This is a genomic window from Caenimonas terrae (genome assembly GCF_042655405.1).
In the GTDB taxonomy this organism is placed as follows: Bacteria; Pseudomonadota; Gammaproteobacteria; order Burkholderiales; family Burkholderiaceae_C; genus Ramlibacter; species Ramlibacter terrae_A.
The window spans coordinates 403,374-426,213 of the sequence record NZ_JBHSMF010000006.1 but is presented as its reverse complement, the minus strand read 5'-3'; the positions used below and the strand labels follow the sequence as shown (position 1 = coordinate 426,213).

20 protein-coding genes are annotated in these 22,840 nt (G+C 69.8%); 9 read left to right on the top strand and 11 right to left on the bottom strand.

The window, feature by feature from the left end:
- Positions 1–381: 381 nt before the first annotated feature.
- Together ACFPOE_RS08935 and ACFPOE_RS08930 are read left to right on the top strand one after the other, a co-directional pair.
- A complete protein-coding gene (locus ACFPOE_RS08935) occupies positions 382–1,107 on the top strand; it encodes a class II aldolase/adducin family protein (RefSeq protein WP_376849737.1) in 726 nt (241 codons plus the stop codon).
- A gap of 16 nt (positions 1,108–1,123) precedes the next feature.
- Positions 1,124–2,095 (top strand): Bug family tripartite tricarboxylate transporter substrate binding protein, encoded by a 972-nt coding sequence (locus ACFPOE_RS08930; RefSeq protein WP_376849736.1) that lies wholly within the window; start codon positions 1,124–1,126, stop codon positions 2,093–2,095.
- A 31-nt stretch (positions 2,096–2,126) separates the two neighbouring features.
- Here ACFPOE_RS08930 and ACFPOE_RS08925 read toward each other — a convergent pair whose 3' ends face one another.
- Positions 2,127–3,425: a flavin-containing monooxygenase gene (locus ACFPOE_RS08925; protein ID WP_376849735.1), complete on the bottom strand. Its 1,299-nt coding sequence runs from the start codon at positions 3,423–3,425 to the stop codon at positions 2,127–2,129.
- A gap of 219 nt (positions 3,426–3,644) precedes the next feature.
- On the opposite strand from ACFPOE_RS08925, the gene ACFPOE_RS08920 reads away from it, so the two are divergent.
- Entirely contained in the window at positions 3,645–4,589 is a 945-nt protein-coding gene (locus ACFPOE_RS08920) for a hypothetical protein (RefSeq protein WP_376849734.1), read from the top strand.
- A gap of 84 nt (positions 4,590–4,673) precedes the next feature.
- Here the strand turns inward: ACFPOE_RS08920 and ACFPOE_RS08915 are convergent, their stop codons facing one another.
- On the bottom strand, positions 4,674–6,767 hold the full coding sequence (locus ACFPOE_RS08915; RefSeq protein ID WP_376849733.1) for a serine hydrolase domain-containing protein: 2,094 nt from the start codon (positions 6,765–6,767) through the stop codon (positions 4,674–4,676).
- Between the two features lie 140 nt (positions 6,768–6,907).
- On the opposite strand from ACFPOE_RS08915, the gene ACFPOE_RS08910 reads away from it, so the two are divergent.
- Entirely contained in the window at positions 6,908–8,056 is a 1,149-nt protein-coding gene (locus ACFPOE_RS08910) for an NHL repeat-containing protein (RefSeq protein ID WP_376849732.1), read from the top strand.
- Between the two features lie 27 nt (positions 8,057–8,083).
- Here the strand turns inward: ACFPOE_RS08910 and ACFPOE_RS08905 are convergent, their stop codons facing one another.
- Both ACFPOE_RS08905 and ACFPOE_RS08900 read right to left on the bottom strand, forming a co-directional pair.
- Positions 8,084–8,353, bottom strand: coding sequence for a hypothetical protein (locus tag ACFPOE_RS08905; protein WP_376849731.1), 270 nt, complete (start codon positions 8,351–8,353; stop codon positions 8,084–8,086).
- The gene (locus tag ACFPOE_RS08900) at positions 8,283–9,866 is read right to left on the bottom strand and encodes a gluzincin family metallopeptidase (RefSeq protein WP_376849730.1); all 1,584 of its coding nucleotides are present in this window, start codon (positions 9,864–9,866) and stop codon (positions 8,283–8,285) included. Before ACFPOE_RS08900 ends, ACFPOE_RS08905 begins: the two co-directional genes overlap by 71 nt.
- 306 nt (positions 9,867–10,172) lie before the next feature.
- Between ACFPOE_RS08900 and ACFPOE_RS08895 the strand changes: the two genes are divergently transcribed.
- From ACFPOE_RS08895 to lpdA, 4 genes are read left to right on the top strand one after another with little or no spacing between them, the layout of a single operon-like run.
- A complete protein-coding gene (locus tag ACFPOE_RS08895) occupies positions 10,173–11,411 on the top strand; it encodes a 3-methyl-2-oxobutanoate dehydrogenase (2-methylpropanoyl-transferring) subunit alpha (protein WP_376849729.1) in 1,239 nt (412 codons plus the stop codon).
- Positions 11,412–11,413: 2 nt separating this feature from the next.
- On the top strand, positions 11,414–12,490 hold the full coding sequence (locus tag ACFPOE_RS08890; RefSeq protein ID WP_465251310.1) for an alpha-ketoacid dehydrogenase subunit beta: 1,077 nt from the start codon (positions 11,414–11,416) through the stop codon (positions 12,488–12,490).
- 1 nt (position 12,491) lies between these two features.
- Positions 12,492–13,802 (top strand): dihydrolipoamide acetyltransferase family protein, encoded by a 1,311-nt coding sequence (locus tag ACFPOE_RS08885; RefSeq protein ID WP_376849728.1) that lies wholly within the window; start codon positions 12,492–12,494, stop codon positions 13,800–13,802.
- 1 nt (position 13,803) lies between these two features.
- Positions 13,804–15,201, top strand: a complete 1,398-nt coding sequence (gene lpdA / locus ACFPOE_RS08880) for a dihydrolipoyl dehydrogenase (RefSeq protein WP_376849727.1) — start codon at positions 13,804–13,806, stop codon at positions 15,199–15,201.
- Between the two features lie 20 nt (positions 15,202–15,221).
- Here lpdA and ACFPOE_RS08875 read toward each other — a convergent pair whose 3' ends face one another.
- From ACFPOE_RS08875 to ACFPOE_RS08845, 7 genes are all read right to left on the bottom strand, one after another.
- Positions 15,222–15,674, bottom strand: coding sequence for a pyridoxamine 5'-phosphate oxidase family protein (locus ACFPOE_RS08875; protein WP_376849726.1), 453 nt, complete (start codon positions 15,672–15,674; stop codon positions 15,222–15,224).
- A 111-nt stretch (positions 15,675–15,785) separates the two neighbouring features.
- Complete coding sequence (locus ACFPOE_RS08870) at positions 15,786–16,511, bottom strand: ABC transporter ATP-binding protein (RefSeq protein WP_376849725.1); 726 nt, start codon at positions 16,509–16,511, stop codon at positions 15,786–15,788.
- Complete coding sequence (locus ACFPOE_RS08865; protein ID WP_376849724.1) at positions 16,508–17,257, bottom strand: ABC transporter ATP-binding protein; 750 nt, start codon at positions 17,255–17,257, stop codon at positions 16,508–16,510. Before ACFPOE_RS08865 ends, ACFPOE_RS08870 begins: the two co-directional genes overlap by 4 nt.
- Positions 17,254–18,204: a branched-chain amino acid ABC transporter permease gene (locus tag ACFPOE_RS08860; RefSeq protein ID WP_376849723.1), complete on the bottom strand. Its 951-nt coding sequence runs from the start codon at positions 18,202–18,204 to the stop codon at positions 17,254–17,256. The genes ACFPOE_RS08865 and ACFPOE_RS08860 overlap by 4 nt, the downstream gene beginning before the upstream one ends.
- Positions 18,201–19,070, bottom strand: a complete 870-nt coding sequence (locus tag ACFPOE_RS08855) for a branched-chain amino acid ABC transporter permease (protein ID WP_376849722.1) — start codon at positions 19,068–19,070, stop codon at positions 18,201–18,203. Before ACFPOE_RS08855 ends, ACFPOE_RS08860 begins: the two co-directional genes overlap by 4 nt.
- A gap of 13 nt (positions 19,071–19,083) precedes the next feature.
- Positions 19,084–20,400, bottom strand: a complete 1,317-nt coding sequence (locus ACFPOE_RS08850) for an ABC transporter substrate-binding protein (protein ID WP_376849721.1) — start codon at positions 20,398–20,400, stop codon at positions 19,084–19,086.
- A gap of 160 nt (positions 20,401–20,560) precedes the next feature.
- A complete protein-coding gene (locus ACFPOE_RS08845; RefSeq protein WP_376849720.1) occupies positions 20,561–21,667 on the bottom strand; it encodes an ABC transporter substrate-binding protein in 1,107 nt (368 codons plus the stop codon).
- A gap of 170 nt (positions 21,668–21,837) precedes the next feature.
- Here ACFPOE_RS08845 and ACFPOE_RS08840 point away from each other — a divergent pair, with 170 nt between their 5' ends.
- The gene (locus ACFPOE_RS08840) at positions 21,838–22,794 is read left to right on the top strand and encodes a TAXI family TRAP transporter solute-binding subunit (RefSeq protein ID WP_376849719.1); all 957 of its coding nucleotides are present in this window, start codon (positions 21,838–21,840) and stop codon (positions 22,792–22,794) included.
- Positions 22,795–22,840: the final 46 nt, after the last annotated feature.

Here is a 22,840-nt window from a genome sequence, read left to right as displayed (position 1 = left end):
AGCCTTCCCCAGTTCAGATTAGGGAACGTTCTTCTTGACTAACGAGTGGTTTTTGACGCGGTGCGCGTGGGGGCGGCAGCGCGCGGTGCATGTCTTTAGGCGGGCAGCGAATCCTTACGGCACCGAATAAGCCACCTCATCCCCCGTCTCCATCGCCAACCTCCTGAACTGCTCCTCTCACTTCCACTCCTCAAAACTCCCCGGATCGCGCGGCGGAAGGTAGGTGACCAAGTCGAAGTAGCGCGCCCGCATGTTTGCGCCGATCGCGGCGTTCTGCTGCGCCGGCGTCATGCCGCTGGTCCGCATGCGAGACGGCGCTGGACGCTGTGGGCAGGCCGCGGTAGTCTCCCGCGGCATCCCACGCATCTTCCGGATCACCCCATGCCCATCATCCCCCCCGCCCCCGACCTCGTCGACCGCCTGGTCTACGCCAACCGCATCCTGTACGACCAGAACATCGTCGACGGGCTGGGGCACGCCAGCGTGCGCCACGAGAGCGAGCCAGGCGCCTTCCTGCTGTCGTGCAATCGCGCCCCGGGCCTGGTGCGGCGGCGGGACATCACGGTCTACGACTTCGACGGCAACACGCTGTCGGACCAGCAGGAGCGGCCCTACCTGGAGCGCTTCATCCACGCCGAGATCTACCGGGCCCGGCCCGACGTGATGGCGGTGGTGCACAGCCATTCGCAAAGCGTGATCCCGTTCGCCATCACCGGCCACGCCCTCAAGCCGGTGTTCCACATGTCCGGCTTCCTGGGCGAAGGCTCGGCGCAGTTCGAGATCCGCGAGGCCGGCGGCAACACTGACATGCTGATCCGCAGTTCCTACCTGGGCCAGGCGCTGGCCAAGTCGCTGGGCCGGCACAGCTGCGTGCTGATGCGCGGCCACGGCTCCACGGTGGTCGGCACCTCGCTGGAACAGGCCGTGTACCGCGCGATCTACGCCGAGGTCAACGCCAGGCTGCAGCTGGCCGCCAGCGGGCTCGGCGAGATCACCTTCCTGAACAAGGAGGAAGCGCAGCTCTCCTCCGACATGAACGACGGGCAGATCCCGCGCTCGTGGAACCTGTGGATCAAGCGGCTCGGTGCGGTCGACCTGGACGAGTGACGGCATGATGCAGCCCATGCGATTCAAGCTCTTCTCCATCGCCGCCGGCGCCCTTGCGATGCTGCTGGCCGCCGGCGCCGCGCAGGCAGACGGCTATCCGTCCCGTTCCGTGCGCATCGTCGTGCCTTATGCCACCGGCGGCGGCTCCGACATCCTGGCGCGCCAGATCGGCGCCGGCCTGCAGCACCTGTGGGGCCAGAGCGTGCTGGTGGAGAACCGGGCCGGCGCGTCCGGCAACATCGGCAGCGCGGAGGTGGTGCGCGCGCCGGCCGACGGCTACACGCTGCTGCTGCAGAACAGCACCATGGTCACCAACCTCGGCCTCACCGGCAAGCTGCCCTACGACGCCGAGAAGGACCTGACGCCGATCATGCTGCTGGGCGTCACGCCGATCGCGCTGGTGGCGCATCCGTCGCTCAACGCGGGCAGCGTCAGGGAACTGGTGGCCGTCGGCAAGGCCAAGCCCGATGCATTGAGCTACGGCTCCTGCGGCATCGGCACGCCGCAGCACTTCGTGATGGAGCTGGTCAAGCAGCAGGCCGGCGTGGCCGCCACGCACGCGGGCTACAAGGGCTGCGCGCCGGCCGTCACCGACGTGCTGGGCGGCCAGATTCCGCTGGCCGTGGTCAGCGCCAACCTGGTGGTGCCCTATGCGCGGACCGGCCGGCTGCGGGTGATCGGCATTTCCACGGCCCATCGCTACGGCCTGCTGCCCGACGCCGCCACCTTCGAGGAGCAGGGGCTCAAGCCCTTCGACTTCTCGATCTGGTACGCGCTGATGGGGCCGCGCAACCTGCCGCCGGCGGTGGTCGCCAAGGTGGTGGCGGACGTGTCGGCCATCCTGGCCCAGCCGGCGGTGGTGGCCAACCTGTCCAGCGCCGGCGTCGAGCCGTACAAGGGCACGGGCGAGGAGCTGGCCCGCCTGATCAAGGCAGACACCAGGCGCTACACCGAGCTGGCCCGCAGCGCGAACATCAAGGCGGAGTAGCGCCGGCTGGCGGCGCGGATCCGCGACGCCGCTACGGCATCGGATACGGCTCCGCGTCCGGCGTTTCCATCGCCAGCTTCCTGAACTGCTCCTGCCACTCGCCCGGCACGAAGCTGGCCGGATCGCGCGGGCCCAGGTAGTTCACCAGGTCGAAGTGATTCAGCCGGTGCGGCACGACCTCCATGTCCAGCCTCGCCGTGCCCTTGATGTGCGACATGATCGTGCGCGCCATCAGCGCATAGGCCCAGGGCGCGGCGCCGATGCCGTCCAGGCCCACGCCCGGGAAGTACAGGTTGGGCGCATCCAGGCTGCGCAGGCCGCCGCCGCAGCGCGCGCCCAGCTCGTTGACGCTCCTGATCGCGGCCAGGGGCGGCACGGCGAAGGACGACAGGTCCGCCGCGTAGCCGGTGCCCCACAGCAGCACGTCGATGCCATCGAGCTTCGTCTCGCCGTCGGCCAGCAGCACCGTGTTGCCGTCGATGGCGGCGACGCGGCCCGGGTGCCGCTCCAGCGCCGCGAAGTGCTCCAGCATGCGCGCCCGGCCGGGGATCAGCTGGTCGTGCAGCACGTCCAGCGGCCGCTGCGGCAGGATGTCGGTGATGCCGAACTTCTCGTAGCGCGCCCGCATGTCGGCGCCGATGGCGGCGTTCTGCTGCGCCGCCGTCATGCCGCTGGCCTGCATGCGCGCATAGGGGCGCACCGTGCCGGCGATCGCCTTGGGCTTGCGCGTGGGCGTGAACCAGCGCTGGCTGCGATACACCCACACGATGCGGCGCGCGCCTTGCTCCAGGCACTGGTCCAGCAGGTCCAGCGCCGAGGCGCCGGCGCCCACCACCAGCACCGCCTGGCCGGCCAGCTCCGACGGCTCGCGCAGTTGGCTCGAATGCCGCTCGCGTACGCGGCTGGCGTGGCGCTCCACCTCGGAGACGACGGGTTTGTTGTGCGCGCCGGTGGCGGCCACCAGATGCCGGGCGCGGACAGTGCCGGCCGCCGTCTGCAGTTCCCAGCCCTGGTCGGCCGGCCGCGCCTGCAGCACTCTGGTCCCCAGCCGGATGCCGTCGGCCAGGCCGAAGCGCGTCACCCAGGCCTCGATGTTGGCCAGGACCTGCGGCTGCATCGGGCCGGCCAGCGGGATGTCGCCCAGCGCCCAGTCGGCGGTGCTGATCTGGATGTCCTGCCACGCCGGCAACTGGCGCCACAGCCCGCCCACGCCCTCCTGCGCCTCGAACACCGCGGCGTCGAGGCCGGCGCGCCGCGCGTAATGCAGGTGCACCACGCCGGCGATGCCGGCGCCGATGATGGCCACGTCCAGCGGGCGGTTGGTCGGCATGTGTCGCTCCTCGTGCAGGGTGTGCGTCCGGGTCGAGGGCATGATGGCGGCCGCCGGCAACCGGGTCAATGCGGTGTGCTGCGCGATGCCGATGGCGTCCTGCCATCTGACTAGCGCTTGGCGGCTACTCTCTTTGGCGCACACGTATTCCCTAGCCGGCGCTTCGCGGTTTTGCCCGTTTCGCTCCTTACATTCGTAGCTCAACTATAAGGAGTGAGCATGAGGAGGATTGAATGCGGCAAGCTGCTGCGGATCGCGCGCGTGCTGTTCGGCGCCGCGGCGGTCGTTTCGCTGACGGCGTGCGCGTCGTTCGAGTTCACCAAGGCGGCGCCGGCGCACACGCAGGCCGTCACGCTGAAGTCGTCGGGCGAAGAGATTTCCGGCTGGAACGACCTGCCGATCGGCGTGTACCGCGTGCCTGACAGCCACGTGGTCATCACCGGCCACCAGAAGGGGCAGGGCGCGGCCCTGCTGTTCGGCCTGGTGGGCGTGGCCGTGGCCCACGCCGCCAACGCCAGCGCCGGCGCCACCGCGGTGCAGGACGTGGAGAGCAAGCTGCGCATCAAGCTCGATGCGCCGATGGAGAAGGCGATGGCCGAGGTCGCCGCCGCTCCGGAATATTCGAAGCACCTCACGCGGGCCGCGGGCAAGGGCAACGCGCAGATGGAGCTGACGCCGGCGCTGATCCTGACCTTCGTCAACGACACGCTGGTGCGGCCGTACGTCATCCTGCGCGCGAACATGAAGGCCAACGGCGCCAATCCGGCCTGGTCCACGCGCTACATCGCCTCGCCCGGGCAGGCGCGGCCGCTGGTGGGCCCCGGCGGCTGGCTGGAAGGCGACGGCAGCAGGCTGCGCGCTGCGGTGGACACCAACATGCGGCTGGCGATGCGCGCCATGGCGTCCGACCTGGCGAAGCCGGCAGCGCGCGACGACAAGGCGATGACGATGGTGCAGGCCAACTTTCCGTTCGTGAAGCCGCGCTTCCAGACGCTCGGCTACCGCCTCAGCGAAGACGACAACTACCTCACGTTCGTGCCGAAGCTGGGCGACGTGATGGTGTTCGCCGGCGTCAACGTGTTCGAGAAGTCCGCAATCACCTTCCGCCCGGCGCAGAAGGACGACGCCGTGTTCAAGGTGCTCGAAGAGCCGGTGGCGAAGTAACCGGGCGATGCCTGATCCAGCGGCGGGGGCGATTGGTCGCCCACGCTGCTGCAGGCGGCCTGAGGCTGTGGGTCAGGGCACCGCTCAAGCGACCGTCACGCCAACCCCCGCCCCCGGCGCGCCGTAGACCAGCAGGTAGGCGGCGTCGCCGCTCCCCGGCAGGGCCGAGCTGCCGCTGCCCTTGCCGGCGGCGCGCTGCGTCAGGTCCGCGTCGAGCACTTTCCACGAGACGCTGTTCGCCACCGAGACGGTGCCGCTCGCGGGCAGGCGGAACCACTCGCCGTAGCCTTCGGCGCCGATCGTGGCGGTGTGGCTGCCGGCCGCCAGGGCCGGCACCGTCGCCTGCGGCCTGGACAGCGCGCTGCCGAGGCGCAGCCACTCCTGGCCGTTGCGCATGTCGACCACCACGTCGTTCAGGTCCGTGCCGGCCAGGATCGGGATCTTCAGGCACATGCGCGCCCGCGTGTCGTCGCCGCTGGGGTCGACGATCTGGCCCCGGTCGGTGACGACGTAGCCCGGCAGGTCGGGCACGGCGTGCAGGCCGACGCTCAGGGGCTGCTCGATGGCCAGCGGGTGCTCGTTCACCGTCAGCCAGGTGCGGCCGGCGCGGGCCTGCCATGCGGCGGACAGCGGGGCCTGCGGCGCCATCGCCTGGCCGTACAGCAGGTCTTCCTCGACATGGCCGTAGCCCGGCGTCGACCGCATGACGAGGTAGCGCCGGCCGTCGGCCGTGATCGTGTGCCAGGCGAGGTGCGGCGCGGCATCGGCGGACCAGGTGCCGTCGGCGCGCAGCTTCAGGCCGGCACTGCGTTGCCGCCACTGCCCCTGGTCGTCCACCAGCATCGCCAGCGTGCGGTCGGGCTGCGCGTCGATGCGCAGCAGCATGTCGTGCCGGCCGTACCAGCCGGCGATGGCCGCCATGTCGGCGGCGGTCGGCGTGCGCTCCGGCAGCGGTGTGTTGGGCAGCAGCGCCGGCATCCCGGCGATGCGGCCCCGGTCCGCCAGCGCGTGCAGCAGGATCGTTTCGGCCACGCCCGCGGCGTTGTAGCTGGTGGACGTGGCGGTGATGAACACGGCCATCTGCTCCTGCGGCGCGACGAACAGCTCGCTGCCGTAGAACACCGAGCCGCCGTTCTTGTGCCACGTCGTCACGCCGACGGCCTGCAGCCCGCCCTGCGTCACGCCGTCCCAGCCCAGCCCGAAGCGCATGGAAGGAACCGGGTTGAAGGGCAGCGACGCGGTCTGGTCGCGGGCCATCTCGGCCACCGCGCCCGGCGACAGGATGCGCTGGCCGTCGAGCTCGCCGCCGTTGATCAGCATCATCGCCACCCGCGCCATGTCGCTGGGCGTCGAATACAGGCCGCCGCCGCCGTAGCAGTTCAGCACCTCCAGCGGCTGCTTGACGTCGTCGCGGTAGCCGGGCGCGTACGAGCCGACCGGGAACACCGTCAGGGTGAAGCCGCTGTGCTCCATGCGCAGCGGCGTGAGGATCTCGTCCTGGACGAACTGCACGTAGGGCTTGCCGGTGGCGGCGGCCACCACCAGTTCGGCGATCGCGAAGCCGTCGTTGCAGTACACCGCCATCTCGCCCGGCGCGTGCTTCAGGCGCGCGGTGGCGAGCGTCTGCTCGGTCTGCCGCGCGTAGCCGGCCATCGGCACCTCGGTGGTGGAGTTGCGGTATTCGGTGCCGGGGAATCCCGAGGAGTGGTTCAGCAGCATGCGCACGGTGATCCGCGCGGAGTCGGGCGAGGCCATGCGGAAGTCGCTCACGTACTGCGTGAGCGGCGCGTCCAGCTCCACCAGCTGCCGGTCGACCAGGACCATCGTCGCGATGGTCGAGATCATCTTGCTGACCGAGCCGATGCCGAACATGGTGTCGGTGGTGGGCGGCTGTTGCGTGGCCTTGTCGATCACGCCGAACGCCTCGGCCCAGACCACCTGGCCGCGGTCGACCAGGGCCACCGAGGCCGAGGGCCCGTGGTGCTCGGCCAGCGCCTTGAGGATCGCGGCCCGGCCTTGGCTCCTGGTGCTGCTGTAGTCGGTCGGGGCGGCGCCACCTCCGCCGCAACCGTACAGCAGGCCGGGCGCCAGCAGGCCCGCGCCGGCCAGCGACAGCAGCTCACGGCGGGTCGGGGAGAAGGTGGAACTGCCTGTGTGGGGTGTGCGGATGGAGGGCATGCGCCGACGTTAGCGGCGGATGGCGCTGCCGATTTTGATCTGGCGCAAGATTGCCTGCGTCACGCCGCTTTCGCCGCCGGTGGCGCACCGGACCTGCTCGTCCTAAACTGCGCCACCGGCCCCGCCGGCAGGAGACGACAATGAAGAAGGCCTGCGTTCCCGCTGCGCTCCCTCGCATGCTCCCGGCGCTGTTCGCGGCGCTGTTGCTCGCGGCCTGCTCGCAGCTGCCGCCGCCCGCCACGGGCAGCGCCGCCCCAGACTTCCAGGTGGACCCGAAGTGGCCGCTGCCGCTGCCGGAGCAGGGCGGCGTGCAGCAGCTGTTCGGCCAGGTGGCGGGCATCGCGGTCGATCCGCGCAACGGCCACGTGTGGGCGATCCACCGACCGGCCTCGCTGCTGCCGGACGAGTTCGACACCAAGGCGGCGAAGCCGGTGACGCACCGCTGCTGCCTGCCGATGCCGGCGGTGGCGGAGTTCGATCGCGACGGCAGGCTGCTGCGCTCCTGGAACCCGGGCGGCAGCGGCTTCGACTGGCCGAAGGTCGAGCACGGCATCTACATCGACGACGACGGCTACGTCTGGCTGGCGGGCAACGCGGTGGGCGACAACCAGATCCTCAAGTTCACGCAGGACGGCAGGTTCCTGATGCAGATCGGCCATGCCGGGCCGACCGAGGGCAGCAACAGCCCGACGCAGCTCGGGCAGCCGGCCAACATGATCGTCTCCAGGGGCGAGCTGTTCGTGGCCGACGGCTACGGCAACCGGCGCGTGGTGGTGTTCGACGCCGCCACCGGCGCCTACAAGCGCCACTGGGGCGCGTACGGCGGCCGCCCCAGCGACGACAAGCTGCCGGCCTACGACCCGGCGCAGCCGGCCGCGCGCCAGTTCGGCAACCCGGTGCACTGCGTGCGCATGTCGCACGACGAGCTGCTGTACGTCTGCGACCGCACCAACAACCGCATCCAGGTGTTCACCCGCGCCGGCGAGTTCCGCACCGAGTTCCGCGTCGAGCCGCTGACACTGGCCAACGGCTCGGTCTGGGACATGGTGCTGTCGCACGACCCGGCGCAGACCTACATGTATGTGGCCGACGGCGCCAACGGCCGCATCTACGTGCTGCGCCGCGCCGACGGCGTGCAGGTCGGCCAGTTCGGCCGCACCGGCCGGATGGCCGGCGAGTTCAAGTGGATCCACAACCTCGCCATCGACGCCGAGGGCAATCTCTACACCTCGGAGGTGGGCTACGGGCGAAGGATCCAGAAGTTCGTGCGGGGCGGCGGCGGCTTCTGAGGACGCGCCGCGCCACGCGCCGGCGATCTACTTCATCGAGAAGCGCTTGCGCTTCAAGACCGGCGCGCCGTCGGCGCCCTTGCCGACGATCTCGTGGGTGGCGCCCGCCGGCAGCGGCTGGCCGGCCGGCACCGCCTCGCCGCGGCTGACCAAGCCCTCGACGAACTTGGCCTTGGCCGCCGCGGCGGCGCCCGGGGCCGGCGGCGGCAGCCCGGCGGCCACCGACTTAGCCGCCGGCGTCTTGCGGCCGGCGGGTTTGGCTGCTGCGGTCTTGGTCTTGGGCTTCTTGCTCGCCATTGGATTCGGTCCCGGTTGCACGCGGGAATCTTAGTCCGATCGGCCGGCCGCAGCCACAGTGGAACAGCCTGCGGGTCAGCTTCAGGCCGCCGGGCGCCTTGGTCAGCACGTGGGTCTTGCGCAGCTGCTCGCGCGGCGTGCTGTCGGTGATGCTGGCCTTGCGGGTGCCCGAGTCGGAATCGACGCGGTCGTGCGCGAACAGCTGCTTGACGAAGCGGTGGGTGGCCTGCTCCACCTTGTCCGGGCCGCCGTACTGGTGGATCAGGCTGGCGGCGGCGGTCTGGAAGGGCTTGCGCTCCACCGGTGCCATCACGATGACGGTCTTGTCCTCCAGCCCGAAGGCCTGCGCGTTGAAGGTCACCTTCTGGAACTGCGTGGTCGGGCGCCTCGCCATGGCGGCGCGCGCGACCACCGCGGCCGGCGCGGCCTTCGCCACCGGAGCGGCGGCGAGCGACTGGACCGCCGTCTTGGGCAGGATCCGGCGCTTGACGAAGGTGGCCACCAGCGCAGCGCGGTACTTGCCGGCGAAGCGCGAGGTGTCCGCATCCACCATGTGCGCCGCCACCTGCGCGAAGTAGTCCGGCTGCACCGGCGCCGCCGCCGTCGCATCCGACAGCAGGTACGCCATGTCGGTGGCCACCGAGGCCAGCACGGCGTCGGTCGGCGCCTTCGAGCGGATGTTGAGCATGCCCGACAGGATTTCGTAGAAGGCGCCGGTGAAGACGCGCGAGAAGGAATGCACCTCGGCCGACAGGGCGGTGGCGGGAGCGCTGTCCGGCAGGGTCTGCGGGTCCACGTACTTGAAGGCGTTGTAGGCGTTGCGCAGGCAGTCCTTGTCCACCGCCGGCTTGTCGACCTTGCGGATGCCCTCGCCCAGCTGCTCGGCGCAGCGCGACAACGGCGAGGGCTTGTAGTCCTTCAGGGGCTTGAGCGCGACGGCCCGCACGCTGGGCAGTTGCAGCGCGGAGAGGATCGCGCTCATGTCGCCGAAGGATTCGTGGAAGGCGCCGGCCTCGATGAACGGGGCGTCCCACAACTGCGGCCGGTGCGCGTCCAGGCAGGCGTGGCCCATCTCGTGGCACACCACGTCGGGGCTCTCGCCGGAGTAGTAGGTGGTCTTGCCCACGGCTTCGTGGAAGAACGCCAGTTCGCTGCGGTCGTAATACGCGTTGAGGTCCGTGCCCTTGTCCAGGCTGACGCCCAGCACCGCGCCCGGCTGCCAGCGGCTGAGGCCCAGCAGCGGTGCCCAGAAATCGCCGCCGCGCCGCAGCGCCTCGGCGGCGGTCCAGTAGCGAAAGCCTGGCGTGCCGCCCGGGTAAACCTGCGGCGGGATGGCCGTTCCCTTGATCTTGAACTTGAGCGCGCCCTTGGCCAGGTTGGGAACGGGGCGCGGAATCGGCGGCAAGCCGGAGAGGGGATCGTCCTGCCAGGCGGAGATGACCGCTGCCGCGGCGGCCTTGCGGGCCGGCCGCTTGGCCGTGGTCTTTTTCGCTGCTGGTTTGGTTCTTGGCATGGTGGCCTCCAGAGGTGAGTGGGCCGGGGGGATGGCGCCCCGTCCGGCGCCGTGTAGATTGGACAATGGCCCGCTGGCGTGCATCCCCCATTTGGGTGGACTTGAACGCTCCGGCGCCCGGCTGTCAAGGGCGGGAAGGTCGTGGCGGCGGCGCGCATGATCCCGCCGCAAGGCCGGGAAGACACCAGCCCAACGGCAGCCTCTTTGCACCTACACTCGCCTTGCCAGCAACCGCCCGGCTACCCGCCGCCAGTGGTCCGATTCTTTCGACAACCGCCGACACAATCGGCGTGGAGTGAGACAAGCATGAGCCAACAGCAAGCCGCACTGCGCCTGCACGTGCCGGAGCCCTCGGGCCGCCCGGGCTGCGAAACAGACTTTTCCTATCTCCATCTCTCGCCCGCCGGCGCCGTGCGGCGCCCGCCGGTGGAGAGCGCGCCCTTCGACACCGCCGACCTGGCCTTCGGCCTGATCCGCGTGCTGGACGAGCAGGGCAACGCGGTGGGCCCATGGGCGCCGCAGGTGGAACCGGCGCGCTTGCGCAAGGGCCTGCGCGCGATGATGAAGACGCGCACCTTCGATTCCCGCATGCTGATCGCGCAGCGCCAGCGCAAGCTCTCGTTCTACATGCAGAGCCTGGGGGAGGAGGCGATCGGCACGGCCCAGGCCCAGGCGCTGCAGCCGGGCGACATGTGCTTCCCCACCTACCGCCAGCAGAGCCTGCTGCTGTCGCGCGACGACGTGCCGATGGTGGAGCTGATCTGCCAGCTCATGAGCAATGCGCGCGATCCGCTCAAGGGCCGCCAGCTGCCGGTGATGTATTCGTACAAGCGGGCCGGCTTCTTCTCGATCTCGGGCAACCTCGCCACCCAGTTCATCCAGGCCGTGGGCTGGGCCATGGCCTCGGCGATCAAGGGCGACACCAAGATCGCGTCGGCCTGGATCGGCGACGGCGCCACGGCGGAGGCGGACTTCCACACGGCGCTCACCTTCGCCCACGTGTACCGGGCGCCGGTGATCCTGAACGTGGTCAACAACCAGTGGGCCATCTCCACCTTCCAGGCCATCGCCGGCGGGGAAGCGACGACTTTCGCGGCGCGCGGCGTCGGCTGCGGCATCGCCTCGCTGCGGGTGGACGGCAACGACTTCCTGGCCGTGTACGCCGCGTCGATGTGGGCGGCCGAACGGGCGCGCAGCAACCTCGGCCCGACGCTGATCGAATGGGTGACGTACCGGGGCGGCCCGCACTCCACCTCCGACGATCCGTCCAAGTACCGGCCGGCCGACGACTGGCAGCGCTTCCCGCTGGGCGACCCGATCGCGCGGCTGAAGCAGCACCTGATCGGCATCGGCGAATGGTCCGACGCCCAGCACGCGCAGGCGCAGCAGGAGCTGGAGGCGGAGGTGATCGCCGCGCAGAAGGAAGCGGAGACCTACGGCACGCTGCTGGACGGCCACATCGCCAGCCCGGCGACCATGTTCGAGGATGTCTACAAGGACATGCCGGAACACCTGCGCGTGCAGCGCCAGCAACTGGGAGTGTGAGCATGACCACCGATACCAAGGAAGCGGAAGCGGGCGCGGCGGCGTCCTCCGATCCGCGCGGCAAGACCGTGCCGATGACGATGATCCAGGCGCTGCGCTCGGCGCTGGACGTGATGATGGCGCGCGACGACAACGTGGTGGTCTACGGCCAGGACGTGGGCTACTTCGGCGGCGTGTTCAGGGTGACGGAGGGCCTGCAGGCCAAGTACGGCAAGTCGCGCTGCTTCGACGCGCCGATCTCCGAAGGCGGCATCGTCGGCACCGCGGTCGGCATGGGCGCCTACGGGCTGCGTCCCGTGGTCGAGATCCAGTTCGCCGATTACTTCTATCCGGCCTCTGACCAGATCGTGTCGGAGGCGGCGCGGCTGCGCTCGCGCTCGGCCGGCGACTTCACCGCGCCCATCACCATCCGCATGCCCTGCGGCGGCGGCATCTACGGCGGCCAGACCCACAGCCAGAGCCCGGAGGCGCTGTTCACCCACGTCTGCGGCATTCGCACCGTGATGCCCAGCAATCCGTACGACGCCAAGGGCCTGCTGATCGCGTCGATCGAGAACGATGACCCGGTGATCTTCCTGGAGCCCAAGCGCCTGTACAACGGCCCCTTCGACGGCCACCACGACAAGCCGGTGGTGCCGTGGTCGCAGCACCCGATGGGCGAAGTGCCCGAGGGCTACTACACGGTGCCGCTGGAGTCGGCCAAGGTGTTCCGCCCCGGCAAGGACGTGACCGTGATCACCTACGGCACCATGGTCTGGGTGGCCGACTGCGCGGCGCGCGAGCAGGGCATCGACGCCGAGATCATCGACCTGCGCTCGATCTGGCCGCTGGACCTGAAGACGCTGGTCGATTCCGTCCAGAAGACGCGGCGCTGCGTGGTCGTGCATGAGGCGACGCGCACCAGCGGCTTCGGCGCCGAGCTGGTGGCGCTGGTGCAGGAGCACTGCTTCTACCACCTGGAGGCGCCGATCGAGCGCGTCACCGGCTGGGACACGCCCTATCCGCACGCCCAGGAATGGGCCTACTTCCCCGGCCCCGAGCGGGTCGGCGCGGCGCTGCGCCGCACGATGGAGGCATGAGATGGCCGACTACATCATCAAGGTGCCGGACATCGGCGAAGGCATCGCCGAAGTGGAGCTGGTCGCCTGGCACGTGAAGGTGGGCGACACGGTGCGCGAGGACCAGGGCCTGGCCGACGTGATGACCGACAAGGCGGCGGTGGAGGTTCCCTCGCCGGTGGCCGGCAAGGTGCTGGCCCTCGGCGGCGAGATCGGCAAGATGATCGCCGTCGGCGCCGAACTGATCCGGCTGGAGGTGGAGGGCGCGGGCAATGTGAAGGCCGGTGCGCCGGCTGCTCCCGCGCGGCAGGCGCCGGCGGCGGCCGCGCCGCAACCGGCGCCCGCTGCGCCACCTGCGCGCGTGGCGCCCGAGCCCGAGCCGGCGACGACGCAGGCCGCCGCCGCCCAGGCCGCGCCGCTGCGCGCCAGCCTGGCGCCGATGCGCGCGCCCGGCGACAAGCCGATCGCCTCGCCGGCGGTGCGCCGCCGCGCCTGGGAGCTGGGCATCGAGCTGCAGTACGTGCACGGCAGCGGCCCGGCCGGCCGCATCGTGCACGAAGACCTGGACGTCTACCTGGCCTCGCGCGGCCAGCCGGCGCAGCGCCAGGGCGGCACCGCCTACGCGCAACGTGATGGGGAAGAAGCCATTCCGGTCATCGGCCTGCGCCGCAAGATCGCGCAGAAGATGCAGGAGGCCAAGCGCCGCATCCCGCACTTCACCTACGTGGAGGAAGTGGACGTCACGGAACTGGAGGCGCTGCGCGGCCAGCTGAACGCGAAGTTCGCGGCGGGCAAGGGCAAGCTCACGCTGCTGCCCTTCATCGCCCGCGCCTTGGTGCTGGCGGTGCGCGACTTCCCGCAGATGAACGCGCGCTTCGACGACGACGCCGGCGTGGTCACGCGCTACGCCGCGGTGCACCTGGGTATCGCGACGCAGACCGAGCCGGGCCTGATGGTGCCGGTGCTGCGCCACGCCGAGACGCTGGACCTGTGGGCGACCGCCGCCACGATCGCCCAGCTGGCCGAGGCGGCGCGCAGCGGCAAGGGCACGCGCGAACAGCTTTCCGGTTCCACCATCACCATCACCAGCCTGGGCGCGCTGGGCGGCATCGTCAGCACGCCGGTGATCAACCATCCCGAGGTGGCCATCATCGGCGTCAACCGCCTCGCGCTGCGGCCGATGATCCGCGACGGCGCGGTGGTGGCGCGGCAGATGATGAACCTGTCGTCCTCCTTCGACCACCGCGTGGTCGACGGCCTGCACGCGGCGCAGTTCATCCAGGCGATCCGCGGCCTGCTGGAGTCGCCGGCCATGCTGTTCGTGGAGCCCTGATTTGAAAACCCAATCGACAACGCTGCTGGTGATCGGCGGCGGCCCCGGCGGCTACGTGGCCGCCATCCGCGCCGGCCAGCTCGGCATCCCCACCGTGCTGGTGGAGTGCGGAGCGCTGGGCGGCACCTGCCTGAACATCGGCTGCATCCCGTCCAAGGCGCTGATCCACGCGGCCGACGAATTCGAGAAGGCGCGTCACTACGCCGACGGCTCGGCGCTCGGCATCCATGTCGAGGCGCCGCGGATCGACATCGCCCAGACCGTGCGCTGGAAAGACGCCATCGTGGCGCGCCTGACCGGCGGCGTCGGCGCGCTGCTGCGCAAGCGCGGCGTGCAGGTGGTGCAGGGCTGGGCCACGCTGGTCGACGGCAAGACGGTGGACGTGGTGACGGCGCAGGGCGAGCCGCTGCGCATCCAGTGCGAGCACCTGCTGCTGGCGACCGGCTCGCTGCCGGTGGAACTGCCCTTCATGCCCTTCGGCGGCACGGTGATCTCGTCGACCGAGGCGCTGGCGCCCAGCGAGCTGCCGCGCCGGTTGGTGGTGGTCGGCGCCGGCTACATCGGGCTGGAGATGGGCATCGCCTACCGCAAGCTCGGCGCCGAGGTGGCGGTGGTGGAGGCCCTGCCGCGCGTGCTGCCGGCCTACGACGACGAGGAGCTGACCCGGCCGGTGCTGGGCTCGCTCAAGCGGCTGGGCGTGGTGCTGCATCTGGGCTGCACCGTGCAGGGGCTGGACCCGGCGGGCGCGGTGCGGGTGCGCAGCGCCAGCGCCGACGAATTCGCGCTGCCGGCCGACAAGGTGCTGGTGGCCGTGGGCCGGCGCCCGCGCACCGAAGGCTTCGGGCTGGAGTCGCTGCGGCTGGACCTGGCGGGCCGCGCCGTCCGCGTCGACGACCAGTGCCGCACGTCGATGCGCAACGTCTGGGCAATCGGCGACATCGCCGGCGAGCCGATGCTGGCGCACCGCGCGATGGCGCAGGGCGAGCTGGTGGCCGAAGTGATCGCCGGCCACAAGCGGCATTTCGCGCCGGCGGCGATCCCTGCGATCTGCTTCACCGATCCGGAGGTGGTGACGGTGGGCCTGTCGCCCGACCAGGCGCAGGCCGCCGGCATCGAGTGCACGGTCGCTTCCTTCCCGTTCTCGGCCAACGGCCGCGCCATGACCATCGAGTCGAACGACGGCTTCGTGCGCGTGGTGGCACGGCGCGACAACCACCTGATCGTCGGCTGGCAGGCCGTCGGCCGCGCCGTCTCCGAGCTGAGCACGGCGTTCTCGCAGTCGATCGAGATGGGCGCGCGGCTGGAGGACATCGCCGGCACCATCCACGCCCACCCGACGCTGGGCGAGGCGGTGCAGGAGGCGGCGCTGCGCGCGCTGGGGCAGGCGCTGCACATCTAGCCGCGGCGAGGCGTGCCGCCTCAGCACTCGACCAGGTCGGTGTGGCCGAAGCCCCTGGTGTAGTCGAGCACCGAGATGACCGTCGGCGTGACGCGGAAGATGCGCACCTCCTCCGCCGTCGGCATCTTCATCGGCAGCGGCGGCGCGTCGGGATATTTCAGCGGCAGCATGGCCAGCACCTTCTGCGCTTCGGCCGGGTCTTGCACCGCCTGCGCGCGCGCCGCCATCGACAGGCCGGTGATCGCCATGAGGTCGGGCGTATCGTGGTCGATGGTCAGTGACAGCCGGTCGTCGCGCGCCAGGTTCTTCGCCTTCTGGCTCTCCAGCCCGCAAAAGAAGTACAGCGTCAGGCCGTCGTTCACGTAGCCGACGGTGGTGGCCTGCGGCCAGCCGTCGGGCCGCAGCGTGGCCACCGTCATGATCCGGTGCTGGTCCAGCAGTGCCAGGATCTTCTGCTTGAGCTTGTCGTCCATGGGTCGCCTCCAGGGCGCCGACCGGGCGCCGCTGCAGGAAATTCTGGGCTGCCGCGGGCGCGTGGATTTGACCGAGGTCAAGGCGGCGCCACCGGACGCGCGCGCCGCGCTCTACGAGTCGATCGCGTCCCAGCTCTCGGCGCTGGCGCCGGCAAGCGCGCGCACCCGCTCCTCGTCGCGGCCGAACTCGGCGGCCGGGCCCTCGTAGGCGATGGCGCCGTTTTCCAGCACGTAGGCCCGGTCGGCGATCTCCACCGCGGCGCGCACGTTCTGTTCCACCAGCAGCACGGACATGCCCTGCTTGCGCATCTGCGCGATCACCTCGAACACCTGCTTGACGATCAGCGGCGCCAGCCCCTGCGACGGCTCGTCCAGCATCAGCAGCTTCGGGTTGAGCAGCAGCGCGCGGGCGATCGACAGCATCTCCTGCTCGCCGCCCGACAGCTGCCGGCCCTTGCTGGCGCGGCGCTCCTGCAGGCGGGGGAACAGCTCGTAGACGCGGGCGATGGTCCAGGGCCCGGGGCGCTCGAGCGGCACCCGCAGGTTCTCGTCCACGCTGAGGTTGGCGAACACGCGCCGGCCCTCGGGCACGAAGCCGACGCCCAGCGCCGCGACGCGGTAAGGCGACCATTTGGTGGTGTCCTGGCCCAGCACCCGGATGCTGCCCTCGCGCGCCGGGGTCAGGCCCATCAGGCTGCGCATGGTGGTGGTCTTGCCGGCGCCGTTGCGCCCGAGCAGCGTCACGATCTCGCCCTCGCGCACCTCCAGGCCGACGCCGTGCAGGATGTGGCTCTTGCCGTAAAAGGTATGCAGGCCGCTGGCTTCGAGCACGTTCATTCGGTCTTCCCCAGGTAGGCGGCCTGCACGCGCTCGTCCTTGGCGATCTCGTCGGCCGTGCCTTCGGCCAGCATCGCGCCTTCGGCCAGCACCATGATGCGGTCGGCCAGGTGGAAGACGACGCGCATGTCGTGCTCGATCAGCACGATGCTCAGCTTGCCGTCGCGGTGCAGCCGGCGCACCAGGCGCGTGATGTCGTAGGTCTCCTGGTCGCCCATGCCGGCGGTGGGTTCGTCCAGCAGCAGCAGGCGCGGTCGCAGCGCGATCGACATCATGATCTCGGTGGCGCGCTGGTCGCCGTGCGCCAGCTCGCTGGCCAGCCGGTCGGCCTTGCCGGTGAGGCCGCCCATCTCCAGCAGCTCGTCGACGCGCGTGCGGATGGTGGCGTCCTGCGCGCGCCCCAGCCAGGGCCGCAGCCGCAGTCCCAGCGCCACCTCCACCGGGATGCGCAGGTTCTCCCGCACGCTCAGCTCGGGGAAGATCTCGGTGATCTGGAAGGTGCGCGCCATGCCGCCGGCCACCCGCCGGTCCGCCGGCCAGGCGGTGATGTCGCGGCCGTCGAACTCGATCGTGCCCGCCGTGGGCGGGAAGAAGCCGCTGATCAGGTTGAAGAAGGTGGTCTTGCCGGCGCCGTTGGGGCCGATCACCGCGCGCAGCTCGCCCGGTTCGACGGTCATCGACACGTCGTTCACCGCCACCAGGCTGCCGAAGGTCCGCGTGACGTTGTTGACGCGCAGCAGGCTCACGCTTGCACCTTGCGCTTGATCATTCCCAGCACGCCGCGCGGGAAGAAGGACACCACCAGCACGAAGAACAGGCCGATCACCGACATCCAGTTCTCGGTGTGGCTGGACACGTAGTCCTGCAGCACCACGAAGATCGCGGCACCGACCAGCGGCCCCCAGAACGAGCGCATGCCGCCCAGCACGGCCATGATCACGAAGTTGCCCGACAGCGTCCAGTGCAGCGAGCGCGGGTCGGTGAAGTTGCTCAGGAGCGCGTACAGCGCGCCGGCCAGGCTGGCGAAGGCGCCCGAGATCACGAACGACAGCCAGATGTGGCGCTCCACCGGGATGCCCAGGAAGCGCGCGCGCCGCTCGTTCTCGCGGATGGCGATCAGCGTGCGCCCCAGCGGCGAGCGCAGCAGCCATGCCATGATGCCCACCGCACCGGCGAAGAAGACCAGCGCCATGTAGTAGAAGGCCTTGTCGTTGCCCAGGATGTCGATGGTGGTGAAGCCCAGGTCCAGCGGCTGCCGGTGCCAGCCGGTGAGGCCGTCGTCGCCGCCGGTCACCGAGTTCCAGCGGAACGCGATGAAGTAGAAGACCTGGCCGAAGGCGATGGTCACCATCGCGAAGTAGACGCCGCGCAGCTTGGCGATCAGCGCGCCGATGATGGCCGCGGCCAGCGTGCCGGTCAGCACGCCCATCAGGATCGCCAGCGGCGTGCTGGGCGCCCAGAACTTGAGCACCATCGCCGCGCCGTAGGCGCCCAGCCCGAAGTAGGCGGCGTGGCCGAAGGACAGCACGCCGGTGAAGCCGAGCAGGAAGTTCAGCGCCATCGCCGCCAGCCCCAGCACGATGACGCGCGCCGCCAGCTCGGTGTAGCCGCCCATCGCGTTCATCCAGTACGGCATGGTCAGCAGCAGCACCCAGATCAGGGCGGTGCCGGCCCGGTGGTCGAGCGCCTTCATTGCGTTCTGCCTTCCTCGCCGAGCAGGCCGCGCGGGCGCACCAGCAGCACCAGGCCCATCATCACGTACATCACCGCCTCGGTGGCGGAGGGAAAGAACATGGTGGTGACGCCCGAGGCCACGCCGATCAGCAGGCCGCCCAGCAGCGTGCCGGGCAGGCTGCCGAGGCCGCCGACGATGATGGCGACGAAGCTGGGCATGATCAGCGAGGTGCCGATGGTGGGCTGCAGCCCCAGCATGCCGGCGGCCAGCACGCCGGCCAGTCCCGCCAGGTAGATGCCGAGCCCGAAGTTCAGGTTGCGCAGCACGCCAATGTTCACGCCCAGCACCGACACCGTCTCCAGGTCGAGCGTGCCGGCGCGGATGCGCATTCCCAGCCGCGTGCGGTTCAGGATCAGGAACAGCGCCGCCACCACCACCGCGACCAGCGCCACCATGAACAGGCGGTAGCCGGTGAGGAAGAAGTATTCGGCCGACAGCGGCGTCGTCAGCCAGGCCGGGATCGGATAGGGCAGGCTCTGCGCGCCCCAGATGTAGCGCGTGCCGTCTTCCAGGATGTAGGCCAGCCCGAAGGTGAGCAGCAGGCTGTACAGCGGGTCGCGCCCGTACAACCGGCGGATCAGCACCCGCTCCACCGCGATGCCGATCAGCGCCGTCAGCAGCGGCGCCACCACCAGCGCGCCCCAGAAGCCGATCGTCGGCATCAGCATGTACGCGAGGTACGCGCCGATGGCGAGAAAGCCGCCGTGGGCGAAGTTGATGACTCCGCTCAGGTTCAGGATCAGCGACAGGCCGAGCGCCATCAGCGCGTAGAAGGCGCCGACGATCAGCCCGTTGAAGACGTTGAAGAGAAGCAGCTGACTCATCGGGCCAGCGCGCTCATGCCGGCCAGGTCATCTTGCAGCCCGACTCCTCCAGGGTGCCGGCGGCGTCGATGCCCTTGACCACCTGCGTCACCTTGAACAGGTCGTCCGGCGCGCTGCCCTGGGACTGGGCATGGCCGACGTAGAGGTTCGGGATCAGCTGGTTCTGGCCGGCGCGGAAGAACGCGCCGTCGGGCATCAGCGCCACCTCCGGCGGCAGCTTCATCCCCTGCAGCGCCTTGGCCATCTTGACCGCCTCCAGCGACTTCGCGCCGTTGGCGGCCAGCGCGCAGGTCCAGGTCGAGACGAAGCCCATCCAGGTGCGCGCCGTCGGCACGCGGCCGGTCTTCTTCTTGATGGCGGCGACGAATTCGGCCACGTGGGGCACGCCCGGCTGGTTCCAGTACCACTCGAACACCCAGGTGCCGATGCGCGCCTCCGGCGGCAGGCCTTCCAGGGCCTCCAGCTCCTGCTGGCCGCCGGCCAGGTGGAAGCGCTTGTCCAGCCCGAACTGCACCGCCTGCTTGAGCGCGTTGATCATGTCGTCGCCCTGCGTGAGGAACACGATCACGTCGGGCTTGGCGGCCTGCGCCTTGATCAGGTAGGCCGAGAAGTCGGTCGTGCCCAGCGGCGTCAGGTCGGCACCGACCTTGGTGCCGCCGGCCTTGGCGCAGGCCTTCTCCAGGCCGGACTGCAGCGTGTGGCCGAAGGCGTAGTCGGGGGTGATGTAGTACCACTTCTTGCCGGCGTCCCTGATCAGCGCCGGCGTGACCGCGTTGGCTTCCATCTGCGTGGTGTTGCACACGCGAAAGACGTTCCAGTGGCAGCTGGTGCCGGTGACCGCGTCGGTGTGGCCGCCGGGCACGACGTGCAGCACGCCCTTTTCGTTGCTGACCTGCGCCATCGCCAGCGCGAGCGCCGAGTTGACGTTGCCCAGCAGGAAGTTGACCTTGTCGCGCTCGATCAGCTTGCGCGCCTTCTGCACCGCGGTGCCGGCGTCGCCGCTGGTGGAATCCTCCACCAGCAGTTCCACCGGCCGTCCCAGGATGCCGCCCTTGGCATTGATCTGCTCCAGCGCCAGCTGGCAGCCGGCAAGCTCGTTCTTGCCGACCGCCGCATAGGTGCCGGTCAGGGGGTTGTCCAGCCCGATCTTCACCGCGTCGGCCGCGCGGGCCGTGATGATGAACGGCGAGGCGACCTGCAACAGGCTGGCGCCGGCCGCCACCTGCACGATGGTGCGCCGGCGCAGCGACACGGCGGTGGTGGCGTCGGCCGCGGCCGGGGCGTCAGGAGCGTGCTGGTTGCCAGCTGCGAAGTCATCGGTCTCGTTCATGTTGGTCTCCACAAATGAATGTTGTCGATCGACGCCCGGAACTCTCAACCTGCACCACAACGACTGCCCGTTCGCGCGCCAGGGGCAGATAGTGGACCTCTGCAGTGACGCCGCGAAGCTAGGGCAAACGAGCGTCAGTCGAAAGGATTACTTTACTGCTTCAGCGGATGAACTTGTTGTTGGCACCGACGATGGACATCTCGACGAAGTTCGAGCCCGAATGGTCCTCTGGCGTATAGGAGATTTCGATCCCCCCGAGGTCGTACCCGCGGATGCCTTCCAGCGCCTTCACGACCGACTGGCGGGTCGGCTTCGGTCCGGCCCGTCGCAGCGCCTCCACCAGCACCTTGGCGCCGCAGTAGCCTTCCAGGAAGATCGGCGACAAGTCCGTCTGCCCGGTGGCCTTGGCCAGCTCCCGCGCTTCCCTGACCACGCTGTAACTGCTCTCCGACGGGAACACCTGCGACACGATCACGCCGCGGCCCTGGTCGCCAGCCAGCTTGATGAAACCGGAGGAAGCGTTGTTCGAGAGCGTGATCACCTGGATCCTGGAGCCGGTGGCGCGCAGGACCTTGATGCCCTCGGACACGGCGGCGGAGGTTCCCACCCACAGGACCGCTTGCGGGTTGGACTGCAGGACGTCCTTGACGATCCGGGGCAGGTCGGGCTTCGCGCGGTCGGCCTTGACGACCGCCGTCGGGTTGAGCTTGACCGCCGCGAAGCCCTTGCGGGCGCCCTCGAGAATGTCCTGGCCGAACGAATCGTCCACATAGATCACCGCAATGCGATCGATGCCCACCGTGTTGAGGTGGGCGATGGCCTTGACAGCCTCCAGCTGGTGGCTGGCGCGGATGTTGAAGATGTATTTGTTGACCGGCTGGCGCAGCAGCATGGCGCCCGAGGCCGGGGCCACCAGCGCGACGCCGTACTGGGCCAGCAGCGGCATGATGGCCTCGGCATGGGGCGTGCCGCGGTCCATGAACAGCGCCACCACGTTCTTTTCCTTGATCAGGATGCCGGCATTGACGGCGGACAGCGCGGGATCGAAGCGGTCGTCCAGCGCGATGAGCTCGATCTTCTCGCCGCGGATTCCGCCCTTGGCGTTCACGCTGTCGAAGTAGAGCTTGGCGCCTGCGGCAGCGTCCTTGGCCGAGGCCGCAATGGGTCCGGTCAGGCCGACCGTCTGGCCGATGAGGATCTGTGCGCGGGCCGCACACGCCATGCAGAGCAGTGCTGCCGTCACGAGGCAGATCTTGCGGAACTTCAAATCGATTCTCCCAGGATTCGCGGGCAGTGTAGGTTCGCCCGGCCAGCCGCGCCCAATAGGACATTCCGACGGTTCGTATAACTTTTTGTGATGGGTCGTCGGGCGCATCTGCGCGCTGGCCCGGCAATCAGCCCGGCTTATACTCGCGCCGAACTAACCGAGGAGACGCGATGTCGTTGAGTACCCTGCGCAAGGTTGTCGTTCCCTGCTGTCTTGCACTGTTGCTGGCCGGCAGCGCCCACGCGGCGGAGTTCATCAGCATCCTCACCGGCGGCACCAGCGGCGTGTATTACCCGCTGGGCGTCGCGCTGTCCCAGATCTACACCAAGGCCATCCCGGACGCCAAGTCCTCGGTGCAGGCGACCAAGGCGTCGGCGGAAAACCTCAACCTGCTGCAGTCCGGCCGCGGCGAGATCGCCTTCACGCTCGGCGACGCGCTGTCCGACGCCTGGAAGGGCAACGAGGACGCCGGCTTCAAGACGCCGCTGAAGAAGCTGCGCGGCGTCGCCGGCATCTATTCCAACTACATCCAGATCGTGGCCAGCGCCGACTCGGGCATCAAGACCCTGGCCGACCTCCGGGGCAAGCGCGTCTCGGTCGGGGCCCCCAAGTCGGGTACCGAGATCAACGCCCGCGCCATCCTCAAGGGCGCCGGCCTGAGCTACAAGGACCTGGGCAAGGTCGAATACCTGCCCTTCGGCGAATCGGTGGAGCTGATGAAGAACCGGCAGATCGACGCCACGCTGATCTCGGCCGGCCTGGGCGTCTCCGCCATCCGCGACCTGGCGACCTCGGTGAAGATGGTCGTGGTGCCGATCCCGGCCGACGTGGTGGCCAAGGTCAACGACCCGGCCTACATCGCCGGCGTCATTCCGGCCAACACCTACGACGGCCAGACGGCCGCCGTCGCCACCGTGGCGATCGAGAACTTCCTCGTGACCCACCAGGGCGTGTCGACCGACACGGTCTACAAGATGACCAAGTCCCTGTACGAGAACCTGGACCAGATGGTGGCGGCCCACGCCGCGGCCAAGGCGATCAAGCGGGAGGAGGGGCCCAAGCACATGCCGCTGCCGCTGCACCCCGGCGCGGAAAAGTACTACCGCGAGATCGGCCTGATCAAGTAGGCCGCCGCCTCGACCGCACCGAAGCCGCGCCGGCCCGCTGCCACCG